The organism is Clostridium sp. FP1 (assembly GCF_011065975.2).
Classification (GTDB): Bacteria; Bacillota; Clostridia; order Clostridiales; family Clostridiaceae; genus Clostridium_AD; species Clostridium_AD tagluense.
In genome coordinates, this window is record NZ_JAAMNJ020000002.1 from 52,651 (window position 1) to 64,347 (window position 11,697).

Genomic DNA, 11,697 nt, shown 5'->3' on the forward strand with positions numbered 1-11,697 from the left:
CTTTAATAATCAAGTAATATCAAGGGTTAACAACCGATTACCTAATGTAATATTTATTCTATAATAGGCAAGATCAATTAATAGGTGTATCTATAAAATTAATGGATAATATACTAAAAGGCGGAGCAATTGCATTAAATAGCGCTATAGACAACGAGTTTGTAAAGTTGCCTGATCCTATATATTTATTTTATAAAAATTGTTTATATATGGTAATTGAAGGTAAAAGTCCAAAACAATTAAACCTATTAATGGAATTTGAAAAAATATCATGGATAGGTGACAAAACAAGTAAGGATGATTTGAAAATAATTGCTATAATACAATCACTAATTCCGGCTATACAAGAGCTTGATATATCAAATTTTATTGATATTATTTATTGCTTACTACCCAAAAGAAAATTTGATGAAATTTCAGGAAATACAAATTTTATAAAAGAATATATAGAGCTAACCTTCGGCTAAATGAATTACGATACATTTTTCATATTTTACGTCATACAAGCAGCTACAATATGTTACTAACTATTTAATTCCTAAAACAAAATTTGGAGTGAATTTTAATATATCGAAGTTTTGCTAGTGTAGCACCTAGGTTTATACTTATAAGTATATATTATATTCTCAAATTGTAAACTTCTTAACTTCTTAACTTCTTAACTTTTTAAGAACTTATATTCTTTATTAAACCATCATCTGCCATGCAGCAATATTATTGACAATTACCACAGGTCTACTATTAATACCTATATTAATCCATGATATGCAATGAAAAAGGTGGTTATCATTAATCTTAAGAAAAAGAAAAAAGGCATTTCTGCCTTTGGGGCTGGTGTACAATGTATGAAAGTTAAGAATAAATTTATCTGAATATATTGCCTAATTATAAGATCAATTTCGCTTGTCATGATAAAAATAACTACTTATCTCAGCAATAAACATAATCGAAGTAGTTATGCCGAAACAACAAAAAATGCTGAGATACACATCATTTTTTGTTACTCCCCCTGCAACCATTGATAGTAGTGAAATAGTAACGCAAATGAACAGTGTAATATTAAAAGCACTGGTTTTTGATTTCATATTAACTAAATTTACTCGTTCATCATCATTTTGCTTATCTTCTTTTGTACATTTGCTACTCAAACTTCTACATACTTCCGTCACTCCAAATAGGATACAAAAAACATCCACTATAATAGACTTGGCAATTCTTAAAGCATTTAAATCATTAAAACGTGTAATTGTATTTGGAATGCTAATTACTGCTAATAATAAAAATACAATACCACTCGCAAATTTCCTTTTATTATATATTTTTCTCTTCATTTTCTAAATTCTCCTTTAAATAATATAAATTTTCAATATCTGTATGTAGTGCGTCAAAATATAGCTTTATGAAACTGCATTCCTAAGTCAAATTATAACTATAATACTAATAATTATCTAGTTATTAATTGCTTTTTTAATAAGCACATTATTTCTATTACAAAAGCTCCTAATGACTTGACATCATCAGGAGCTTATTTTATGATTATTATTAAAATTAGAGAAAGGAAAAGGAAGAACCCCAAGCCGACCAAAGCAAAAGTTCTTCCCTTAAGATAAGAGCAATAGCTCTTACAACTAATTATTATGATAAGATTATTTTCACAACTATGCAAGTGTTATAAGCAAATTTCTTTTAAAAATGAGATAAATATTTTTGATGAGCATATGAAAACGTTGAATATAGCGGCGTTGGTATGCCCAGTTTGTGGAGCTAAACATGCGTTATCTCCATTTGCATCTTACAACCGCCATCTTGTGACTTATAATAATAATAATAATAATAATACTGCTCAAGATAATATAATCATCATTTCTAGATATATTTGTTCATCATGTAAACGTACCCACGCCCTCCTACCTTCGGTAATTGTGCCGTATATGTCATTTAGTTTTAAATTCACCGTTTACCTCATCCATGACTATCTTGTACATAAATATCACTCGGTGGAAGCTATGTGCGAACATTATGGCATTGCTATATCTACATTCTATCGAATTTTAAAGAAGTTTAAAGAACATAAACAGATATGGCTTGGACTTTTAGAGGACAAGCTCATTTCAAACTTAAGTTTTGTGCAGCATATCATAAATAGTTCCTTTGATAAACTTGAGGACTTCATAATACAATTTTTCAAGCAAAATGGTTCATCGTTTTTTCAAGGAACGTCATAGTTTAGCTATAAGCATATATTTTTAATTTTAATTTAGGCAGACCACTTAATACGATAATGGTCATTGAAATACCTATATGATAACATTTTTCTAGAGGTGATAATAAATGAATAACAAAGAAATAATCGAAATAGCATCTATTAGATTAGCACTAATAGCCCCTGCTATAAATAATACTTTTACTGAGCAATCTAAAATCGCTTATTATAGACGTGTTTCTATTAACCCTGTAAAATTACCTAACGGTAATTCAGTTTTGTATAGCCCAGGAACACTTTCTAATTGGGAATCAGAATATAATAGATTTGGTTTTGATTCCCTCCTTCCGAAGACGCGTAGCGATATAGGTCAAACCAGAAAACTAAGTGATGTAGCCATAGAGCAGATATACAATTTAAAAAACAACTTTCCTAAAATTAATGCTACGCTTATATATTATAAACTCATCGAAGATGGCTTTATTAAAGAAAAGGATGTATCAATTTCAACAGTTCAGCGGTTTATAAAAAACAAGGACCTTAAATCTGCTAGATGTATCAACATGAAAGACAGAAAAGCTTTTGAAGAAGAGTTTGCAACTGGAATGTTTCAGGGAGACACATGCTACGGGCCATTTATAACTGAAAATGGTGAGCGTAGACGTACGTATGTAATTATGCTAATAGATGATAAGTCAAGGCTAATAGTAGGCGGTAGATTCTTTTTATGATCCGTTTATGATAATGTCTTACTATACCACATTTGATTATGTCCCAAATATGAAAACATTGTATAATAAACCTCATGACTAGAAATGAGGTGCTGATAATAAGAAAGGTGAATTTAACTATGGAAGAAATGGATAAGTACTCTACTATAAAAAAATTAATAGAAACAGATGCCAATAAAAAGCGAGCAGCTATTGCTCTCAATTGTTCGGTTAGGCATATTAACAGAATGATTAAGGGGTATAAAGAAAGTGGAAAGGAATTCTTTATTCATGGTAATCGAGGGCGAAAGCCCGCACATGCTCTTGATGCTAATACCAAGCAGTTAATCCTAGATTTATATTGCACCAAATACCCTGAAGCTAATATTACCCATTTTTGCGAATTGCTAAAAAAGCACGAGAATATAACGGTTTCTACTAGCACCATTCGTTCTATCCTTATGCAAGATTTCATCCTGTCCCCTAAGGCGAAGCGTGCTACAAGAAAAAGGATTAAGGCTGAATTAAAAGAACTGCAAAAAGCAACTAATTCTATAAAAGAAATTGCTAAAATTCAAAGTTCCATAATTGCTGCCGAGGATGCACATCCTAGACGTCCAAGATGTGCTTATGCAGGCGAAATGCTTCAAATGGATGCTTCGGTACATCTTTGGTTCGGTAACGATAAAAGTCAGTTGCATATCGCAGTAGATGATGCTACTGGTGCTATTGTGGGTGCTTATTTCGATCCGCAAGAAACTTTAAATGGGTACTATCATGTACTACACCAAGTACTTACTAACTATGGTATTCCCTACATGTTATTCACTGATAGGCGTACGGTCTTTGAATATAAACAAAAAAATTCCCCTTCAGTTGAAGAGGACACATTTACACAATTTAGCTATGCATGCAAACAATTAGGTATTGAAATTAAAACCAGTAGTGTTCCACAAGCCAAGGGACGCGTAGAAAGAATGTTTCAGACGTTACAATCACGCCTCCCCTTGGAAATGCGGATAAGTGGTATAAACACAATTGAGCAAGCAAACGAATTCTTAAACTCCTACATAAAAGAATTCAATGCTCAGTTTGCATTACCTGTTGATAATATCAAATCTGTCTTTGAAATGCAACCAGATATTGAAAAAATCAACTTAACTCTTGCCGTATTGACCAGTAGGAAGGTGGATAACGGAAGTTGTATCAAATTTAAAAAGAATTATTATTTGCCTGTTGATTGCAATGGATATCCTGTACATTATCGCAAAGGAACAGTTGGAACGGTAATTCAATCATTTAATGGCGAGATTTTCTTGTGTGTAGATGAGAAAGTTTATGCGCTAGATTTATTACCTGGACATGAACTCTCCTCCAAAAACTTTGATTTAGCAGTTCCCAATACCCAACCTAGCAAACGCTACATACCACCAATGAATCACCCTTGGAAACAAGATTCGTTTGAGCGGTATCTAAAGAAACAGGCTCACCGGAACAATAATGTAGCATAGAAACACTAAAAATCTGTTCATTTTAGATCTTTGAAAAAGACAATCTTCAAAGGTTTATTAAGTGAACCCAAAATATACTTTGATAATAGATTAAGAAACTGACCAATGGAAGTCATAAATAATAAAATCAAATTAATAAAAAGAAATGGATTCTCATCCATTAGCTACGCTAATATAAATAGAAGGATTCATACACATTTTCAAAAATGACCTTTAAGCTTTAATGGACCCCCAATTATAAGCCTACGGCTAAAAGATATTTAGAAAAGATTTTAGGAAAATTTCAAAGTAATTAAATAATCTTATAGCCACTTTGTGCAATATTCATTAAGTAACCCAAATTAATAAAAGCACCAGAAAAACTGGTGCTAATGTTTTAAATATTTGAGGACATTTTCAAAAATGCTTGACAGGCTAATAGTAGGCGGTAGATTCTTTTACAATGATAATTCTTATAACTTTCAAAAAGTACTTAAAGAGGCGGTAGCCAGGTATGGAATTCCCAATAAGATTTACTTGGATAACGGTTCTCCCTACAAAAATGAGCAATTAAGCCTTATCTGCGGTTCCCTTGGAATAGTAGAACTTCACACAATGGTAAGAGACGGTGCATCAAAAGGGAAGGTAGAAAGGAATTTCAGGACATTAAAAAGCAGATGGCTAAATGCTTTAGACGTAGAATCCATTTCCTCCTTAGCGGAGCTAAATGATGAATTATTCACCTATATTAATAAGCATAACATAACTATTCATTCTTCTACAAAACAGCGTCCTATTGATAGATATAAGAGCGATTTAGCTCATGTAAAAGTAGCATCTGACAGTGAATGGATAGATAATTGTTTTATGAATCGCGTACAACGTAAAGTAAATAATGATGCAACTATAAGCATTGATAAAATATCTTATGATGTACCTATGCAATTTATAAAACAGAAGGTTGAAGTGCGGTATCTACCTGATGACATGGACAGTGCTTATATCTATTATGAAAAGATTAAATATAGCATTAGAAAAACAAACAAGGTTGAAAATGGTAAAACCAAACGTAAAAACCCACTTAATATAGATTATTCAAAGGATGGTGTTAAATATGTTTAAGCAGTTTTATGGTATGACCTTAAACCCTTTTGAAAAAGGTATTAAAGAAAAAGATGCATATATCTCAAGGGATTTAAAAGAAATGATATCAAGACTTGATTATCTTAATGAAACTAGAGGCATTGGATTATTTACGGCTTCGCCTGGATCAGGAAAAACTTTTGCTCTAAGATGTTTCGCGAAAAAAGTTAATCCAAATTTAACAAAGGTTATTTATCTTTGCTTTACTACCGTAACTACTGCTGAGTTTTATCGGCAGTTTTGTATCTCACTAGGACTCGAACCTTGCTCTCGCAAGTCAGACATGTTTAAAAATATAAAAGACTATATGGAAAACATGAGCAGTGATAAGGGTGTCCATTACATACTTGTATGGGATGAAGCACAGTATTTAAGTAATGATATATTGAAAGATTTAAAATTACTCATGAATTTTTCTATGGACTCAAAGGACTGTTTTTCACTGGTTTTAATAGGTCAACCTATACTTAATAATATCTTAGAAAAACAGATACATGAAGCATTAAAGCAAAGGATCATAATAAATTATGATTTTGAAGGGTTTTCAGAGACTGAGGCTGTAGAATACATTCATTCGAGACTATCACTAGCAAGTGCTTCTTCTGAAATAATTGATGGTAATGCCATTTTAGCTGCATACAGAAGTTGTACTGGTTCTATAAGACGTCTAAATATGATATTAACAAAGGCCTTAATAATAGGTGCACAGCACGAAAAAACGGTAATTGACACTGACACAATAATGGCTGCCGCCAATGAAATGTCGCTTCGTTAACCGTAGAATATTTTTTAGGAGGATTTTCTATGCCAATTAAATTTGAATGTACAATGAAAACAGGTAAAAAAATAGAAAGCTGGTCTGGGATGATAACTAAGTTAACTAAATTCGGAAGTCATTACGAGTTTAAGATTGAAAGTAGAAGTGGATTTATTGTAGTTATAGGCAAAACAAATTATGGTAATTTCGCTTGTATTCCTGATTATGATGTAGGATGTCATCTTTCTACCTTAAACGATTTGTTTTGGAACTCTGAACGCTTATGTGAAATTATGAACAAAGTAGATGCGATAACTGTGGCTCACGCCCTAGAATCTGTCGCTGAACATATTGATTTAAACTAACATACTTGAGTAGCTATTATTGCTACTCATTTTTTATATAAAAGTAGCCTGCCGGCTAAAAGAAATTATATTAATAAAATGATTTTTCCTTATTCATAAAGTGATTTTTTAGAGATAATCTGACGTAAATCACCTACTAATAATAGAAATAAAATGACGTTTCAATTAGTTATAATTTGACGTTTAACAATCTGTATTAAAAACACAAGCTATCTTATATGCCAGCATAATTGAGGGGTTGTACTGACCTTTCTCAAGTGAAATAATCGTTCTTGAGGAAACAGAAACTAAATCAGCAAGTTGCTGTTGTGTTATATTTGCTAGGGTTCGTAATTCTTTTACTCTATTTTTCACTTATACACCTCCAAACAATATGAAGCAAGCTTCATGTGAAGCTTGCTTCATATTATCACTATATAAACATATTGTCAATAAACATAATACAATTATTTACTCTCGCTGAAGACACACCATTGGTATAGTAGTATAGCTGGGGTATGTCTTATATTCGTATGAAAAATTCTCGGAATATACATTTACGCCTTATTCTTGTAAAATAAATATTATTGTGGGACTTGAAAAACTTGGAAATGAAGATTATAATCAAAAACCCATTAATAAGCCTTCTACGAAAGGGGTGAATATTTTGAGTATTTCTTTTAGATATTATATAGATGAAGATTTTTTAAAATTAGAAAAACTTATTTTAGCAAGTTATGCATGGGGAAATCCACCATGGGGATTAAGCCATCATGAGTTTTCTCGTGGAGTTCATAGTGCATGGGCAAATGTAAAAGATAATTGGAGACATATCGTTGGAATATGGCACGAAGATGGCAATATTATTTCAGCAGTTATATGCGAAGGCGTATGGAACGCAGATGGGTTTTTCCTTTTTGATTCTTTAGAACGACAAAGAGACAGCGAACTACTTGTGAAAATGTTTCATCATGCAGAGACACATTTGTCCTGTTTTACAAGGGGCACAAAAGATTATGAAAATAAGATCAGACATTTGCATATAGTGATTCCACCAGAATATGATTTGGTAAGAAAGATGGCGAAAGAGAGGGACTATACGTTATCACAGGATGTTGAGCGGTCACTTATACTTCCATTTTCAGGAAAGAAATTTGATATTGTGCTTCCAGTAGGATATACGATAGCTGATGGAAACCAAACACCAGACTTTTTCCTTTCCAATTCGCATATGTTTTCCTTTAACTATACACTTCCAACATCGGATACTGGTGAAAGAGGATTTCATGATTTGAGAAAAATGCCAGGGCATAAACCAGAACTTGATTTGTGCGTATTGGATAAGGAAGGAAAACCAGTGGGAGTTGCTATCGTCTGGTATAATGAAAAAATGCCTTATTGTGAATTAGAGCCACTTGGAGTTACATGGTGGTGTAGACGAAAGGGAATAGCAAGAGCATTGATATATGAGCTAGCCAACCGTGTTATGAAGATAGCACCACAATGTAGGGGAATGCTTGGGGGAGACCAGTCATTTTATTGGGATTTAGATTTTAAAGTTGAAACAACTAATGAGATTTGGGATTGGAGCATAAAATTTTAATCTTCTTTTATTGTTCAACAACTAAAGCCACATGATGGAATTAATATCCATTATGTGGCTCATTTTTTCACATATGCCAGCTTTACCCCATAAATGGTGGTTTATCGGGCTTTTACAAAAAAGAACAAAATCTCCCTACGGTCGAGTAAAAACCCTTATGCCAAGCAAATATGATAATTTCATCGTCCTTTAATTATCATATTTGCATCACATTCTGGGCATAGAACAATAGGACTACCACTCTTCTTGTCAAATTCCTCAGGTGTATAACATTCAAACGCAACAAATTCTGGTACCTCTTCTTCATACCCACATTTCTTACATTTAAAAAGTATCATCTTATCGGGCCCCTCTGTTTGAAATGGTATCTCCCTTTCATCCATTTTAATTTTAAAAATCCTTTTAATACGTTCCCATATCATAAATATACCCATACTTTCTGTGCCAAATTTGGAATAACTCCATTAGCTGACCGCATTTTGAACATTTCCCTGGATCTTTAGAAAAATTAATAATCATTAATTCTCTATACTTCATTTTTCTTATTTCCTTTTTCCAATTTATTTTTAATGTGTACTGAATTGCTTTAAGCCCACTTTTTATGTATTGCAATAAACCAAAACATTTTCTAATCTTTATACTTATACTTCCAGCATATACTCCATATAATCTAACCATTTTAAAATATTTAGGCGATATATGCATTAGTAACCTGCCTATAAACACTTGTGCCGTAACTGTTTCTTCTACTCTCTCATTAGTTTCATGACTCTTATACCAAAACGTTACATTTTTCCCATCATAGCTAAGTATTCTATATTCTGCTATCGCAGGTCTTGCTAAATATCTACCGATATATCTTGCTGCACCTCTTGCACTTTTCATTCTTGATTTGGCATTTATGTAAAATCCGTTAGGATAATCTTTGAACATTTTTAAGTACTCTGCTTTTTTATCTGGGTTTTTACTAACCATATAATTTATTAATTTGTACTGCCAAACTTTTCTAAAATATTTATAGTCAAAGAATTCCATATCCTTAACTTCATTATCCCTTGTTTTTATTTCTGGAACCAATGCATGCACATGTGGGTTAAACCCTATATTCCTTCCAAAAGTATGCACTACGCCAATCATTCCACTTTGCCAAAGCACTCCACCTTTTTTGCTTCTTTTCTTCTTTTTATATTCTTCTCTATTTTTATAGTTTACACCATTTGCAAACTCATTTATAACCTCATATACCATGTCTTGCAGGTCTTTCAGACTCTCTCTATTCCAAAAAAAATATTTTCTGTACTCAGTCGGTATCGTAAAAACACAATGCCTATGTGGAACATCCAAGATTTTACTTACTTGTTTCTCTACCCATTCGCTTATGTATTTTTTACCACATTTACTACAAAACCTACTTTTACATGTAAATCCTATTTTAAATACTTCCAGACATTTTAAACATATGTACGCAACAAAACCTAATGAAATATCTCCACATCCTATCATTTTCATTACTTCGATATTCATATGTTCTCTCATCTTTTCAGGATACTTTTCTTTATTCAATTTCCAAAACTTTGAATAATTATCTTCAAATATTTGTTTTATGGTAATCTTATTTTTTCTCATGATTTAATCATCTCATATTTATCTGATTTTTTCTATATATCTTTTAGCTAGAATGTTATCCACAGCGGCTTCCGCAAGCTGTTTCCTATATAATAAAAAAAGTAACCTGAGAAAAATTCAGTAAATTTTTTTTGCCTAAATTTCTCCAAAAGTACTTACCAATACCAAATGTATGGTAAAATTAATCATATATAAGAAATTTAGATATTCAAATTGTAATTTTATGACTAAATGTTGAATGAGTTACAAACTCCTTTGAAACTTCATCATCATTATTTGTATGCCTATAACTTTTGAGTAACATCAAAGTTAATGCTTTTGCTTGCGAAAAAGTGTTATGCTAATAAAAAAATTGGACAACTTGTAATTATAATGTAGGAAGTCATTAATTTACCTTGAAATTTTTTGAAGATCAAATTATATATAATTATTAGAAATCAAAGGATTAAAGCAAAGGTTGCTTCTCTACTTTTGCCAATACCTAAATTTAAGATGGGGTGTAAATATATACAATGAAAAAACATATTAAAAACTTAGCTAGAATTTTTATTATTTGTATTGTGTTTCAGAGCTTGAAATGCAATATTGTTTTTGCGAAAGAAAACACTTTAATTAAAACAAATGCAGAAATCGGTAGTTTAAAAATCACAAACGATGTAGACTATAATTTGGAGGTAGATGAAAAAAGTCCTACTGAACATAATAATTTATCAAAATCTGTTAGTGCCAAAGTTAATACTGATTCAACCTTAGCAAGTGTATCTGTGAATAAGGTTTGGAAAATTAAATTTAATAATGAATTAGATATTAATAGTGTAAAGAATAATGTAAGAATTATAGACAAAGATACAAATGAAGAATCAAATATTAGTATAGATTTTCAAGAAAATAATAAAACTTTGAGCGTTTCTTGTAAATATTTACCAAATAAGAATTATACTTTAATTATTAATAAAAATGTTAAGTCAAAAACAAATAAATATTTAAATAGTGAAATTTCAAAAGATTTTATAACCAATAAAGCTATAGAAGCAATAATAACACACATAGCTGATATTAACGTAGCTATACAAGAAAAAGAGGAATTCAAGTTACCTGCTACAGTAAATGCACTTATGAGTGATGGTCTTGCTAAACAAGTAAATGTTAATTGGTCTGATTGTCCTGAGAATATTGATGTACCAGGTACATATGTTTTTTGTGGAGAGGTTTCTGGATATGAAAAAAAAGTACTGTTAAATTTAGTAGTACTTCCAACTCCTATAGAAAAACCAACTGATGATAATGATTTACAACCACGAGGCACTTTGCACAAAAACTTATATGATTATCTTATGAATGAAGAAAATAGACAATCAGTAATGAAAAGAGCTGTCCAATTACATGATGGAGATTTGAGTAATAATTGTGTATATTTTTCAAGTGAAGCATTAAGAAGAGCAGGGCTTAATAAATTACCTCAATCTGTATGTAATACAGTACAACTTACAAATAATCTAAAAAGTATGGGTTGGAGTATAAGCACAGATTTTTCTAAACTTCGTCCAGGGGATATATGTTTTACAAAAGCTTATGGTTACGGACCTACACACGCATATGTATTTATGAAATGGGTTAACCCAGGTAAATATGATTATGCTTATATATGTGATAATCAAGGGTCTGAATATGATAATCACATATATCATAAGAGAAATGTAAATTTTGCCACGAAAGCTAAAGATCCTACTACATATTTTATGTACAAGCCTTAACAGGTTGTTAAATCATCACCTACGGAGCTGCAATTAACGACTTCAGAAGGAGATTTACCTCATTGCA

The 11,697-nt window shown here is 31.5% G+C and carries 13 protein-coding genes; 9 read left to right on the top strand and 4 right to left on the bottom strand.

Features of this window, described 5'->3' with window-relative positions; genetic code table 11:
* Positions 1–101 precede the first annotated feature (101 nt).
* Positions 102–467 (top strand): hypothetical protein, encoded by a 366-nt coding sequence (locus G9F70_RS24880; protein WP_164947941.1) that lies wholly within the window; start codon positions 102–104, stop codon positions 465–467.
* Between the two features lie 426 nt (positions 468–893).
* Here G9F70_RS24880 and G9F70_RS24885 read toward each other — a convergent pair whose 3' ends face one another.
* The gene (locus G9F70_RS24885; protein ID WP_164947940.1) at positions 894–1,331 is read right to left on the bottom strand and encodes a hypothetical protein; all 438 of its coding nucleotides are present in this window, start codon (positions 1,329–1,331) and stop codon (positions 894–896) included.
* A 306-nt stretch (positions 1,332–1,637) separates the two neighbouring features.
* On the opposite strand from G9F70_RS24885, the gene G9F70_RS24890 reads away from it, so the two are divergent.
* The 6 genes from G9F70_RS24890 (at position 1,638) to G9F70_RS24915 (ending at position 6,668) form a co-directional block, all read left to right on the top strand.
* Positions 1,638–2,225: a DUF6431 domain-containing protein gene (locus tag G9F70_RS24890; RefSeq protein ID WP_224617393.1), complete on the top strand. Its 588-nt coding sequence runs from the start codon at positions 1,638–1,640 to the stop codon at positions 2,223–2,225.
* Between the two features lie 106 nt (positions 2,226–2,331).
* On the top strand, positions 2,332–2,934 hold the full coding sequence (locus G9F70_RS24895) for an integrase (protein ID WP_224617919.1): 603 nt from the start codon (positions 2,332–2,334) through the stop codon (positions 2,932–2,934).
* A 119-nt stretch (positions 2,935–3,053) separates the two neighbouring features.
* The gene (locus tag G9F70_RS24900; RefSeq protein WP_164948111.1) at positions 3,054–4,424 is read left to right on the top strand and encodes an ISNCY family transposase; all 1,371 of its coding nucleotides are present in this window, start codon (positions 3,054–3,056) and stop codon (positions 4,422–4,424) included.
* Between the two features lie 402 nt (positions 4,425–4,826).
* A complete protein-coding gene (locus tag G9F70_RS24905; protein WP_224617921.1) occupies positions 4,827–5,525 on the top strand; it encodes a Mu transposase C-terminal domain-containing protein in 699 nt (232 codons plus the stop codon).
* Positions 5,518–6,321, top strand: a complete 804-nt coding sequence (locus G9F70_RS24910) for an ExeA family protein (RefSeq protein WP_164948101.1) — start codon at positions 5,518–5,520, stop codon at positions 6,319–6,321. The genes G9F70_RS24905 and G9F70_RS24910 overlap by 8 nt, the downstream gene beginning before the upstream one ends.
* 29 nt (positions 6,322–6,350) lie before the next feature.
* Complete coding sequence (locus G9F70_RS24915) at positions 6,351–6,668, top strand: DUF6618 family protein (protein ID WP_164948100.1); 318 nt, start codon at positions 6,351–6,353, stop codon at positions 6,666–6,668.
* Positions 6,669–6,851: 183 nt separating this feature from the next.
* Here the strand turns inward: G9F70_RS24915 and G9F70_RS24920 are convergent, their stop codons facing one another.
* On the bottom strand, positions 6,852–7,022 hold the full coding sequence (locus G9F70_RS24920) for a helix-turn-helix transcriptional regulator (RefSeq protein ID WP_164948103.1): 171 nt from the start codon (positions 7,020–7,022) through the stop codon (positions 6,852–6,854).
* 283 nt (positions 7,023–7,305) lie between these two features.
* Between G9F70_RS24920 and G9F70_RS24925 the strand changes: the two genes are divergently transcribed.
* Positions 7,306–8,250, top strand: a complete 945-nt coding sequence (locus G9F70_RS24925) for a GNAT family N-acetyltransferase (RefSeq protein WP_224617942.1) — start codon at positions 7,306–7,308, stop codon at positions 8,248–8,250.
* A 179-nt stretch (positions 8,251–8,429) separates the two neighbouring features.
* Here G9F70_RS24925 and G9F70_RS24930 read toward each other — a convergent pair whose 3' ends face one another.
* Positions 8,430–8,684, bottom strand: coding sequence for a hypothetical protein (locus G9F70_RS24930; RefSeq protein WP_224617360.1), 255 nt, complete (start codon positions 8,682–8,684; stop codon positions 8,430–8,432).
* Positions 8,653–9,876 carry a transposase gene (locus G9F70_RS24935; RefSeq protein WP_224617359.1) on the bottom strand — a complete coding sequence of 408 codons (1,224 nt, stop codon included), beginning with the start codon at positions 9,874–9,876 and terminating at the stop codon, positions 8,653–8,655. The genes G9F70_RS24930 and G9F70_RS24935 overlap by 32 nt, the downstream gene beginning before the upstream one ends.
* Before the next feature lie 512 nt (positions 9,877–10,388).
* Between G9F70_RS24935 and G9F70_RS24940 the strand changes: the two genes are divergently transcribed.
* Complete coding sequence (locus G9F70_RS24940; RefSeq protein ID WP_164946787.1) at positions 10,389–11,630, top strand: Ig-like domain-containing protein; 1,242 nt, start codon at positions 10,389–10,391, stop codon at positions 11,628–11,630.
* Positions 11,631–11,697: the final 67 nt, after the last annotated feature.

Coding starts and splice junctions, on each gene's coding strand:
- G9F70_RS24930 (WP_224617360.1), bottom strand. CDS start 8,684: ATGGGTATATTTATGATATGGGAACGTATTAAAAGGATTTTTAAAATT.
- G9F70_RS24935 (WP_224617359.1), bottom strand. CDS start 9,876: ATGAGAAAAAATAAGATTACCATAAAACAAATATTTGAAGATAATTAT.
- G9F70_RS24895 (WP_224617919.1), top strand. CDS start 2,332: ATGAATAACAAAGAAATAATCGAAATAGCATCTATTAGATTAGCACTA.
- G9F70_RS24905 (WP_224617921.1), top strand. CDS start 4,827: ATGCTTGACAGGCTAATAGTAGGCGGTAGATTCTTTTACAATGATAAT.
- G9F70_RS24940 (WP_164946787.1), top strand. CDS start 10,389: ATGAAAAAACATATTAAAAACTTAGCTAGAATTTTTATTATTTGTATT.
- G9F70_RS24900 (WP_164948111.1), top strand. CDS start 3,054: ATGGAAGAAATGGATAAGTACTCTACTATAAAAAAATTAATAGAAACA.
- G9F70_RS24880 (WP_164947941.1), top strand. CDS start 102: ATGGATAATATACTAAAAGGCGGAGCAATTGCATTAAATAGCGCTATA.
- G9F70_RS24915 (WP_164948100.1), top strand. CDS start 6,351: ATGCCAATTAAATTTGAATGTACAATGAAAACAGGTAAAAAAATAGAA.
- G9F70_RS24910 (WP_164948101.1), top strand. CDS start 5,518: ATGTTTAAGCAGTTTTATGGTATGACCTTAAACCCTTTTGAAAAAGGT.
- G9F70_RS24885 (WP_164947940.1), bottom strand. CDS start 1,331: ATGAAGAGAAAAATATATAATAAAAGGAAATTTGCGAGTGGTATTGTA.
- G9F70_RS24890 (WP_224617393.1), top strand. CDS start 1,638: ATGATAAGATTATTTTCACAACTATGCAAGTGTTATAAGCAAATTTCT.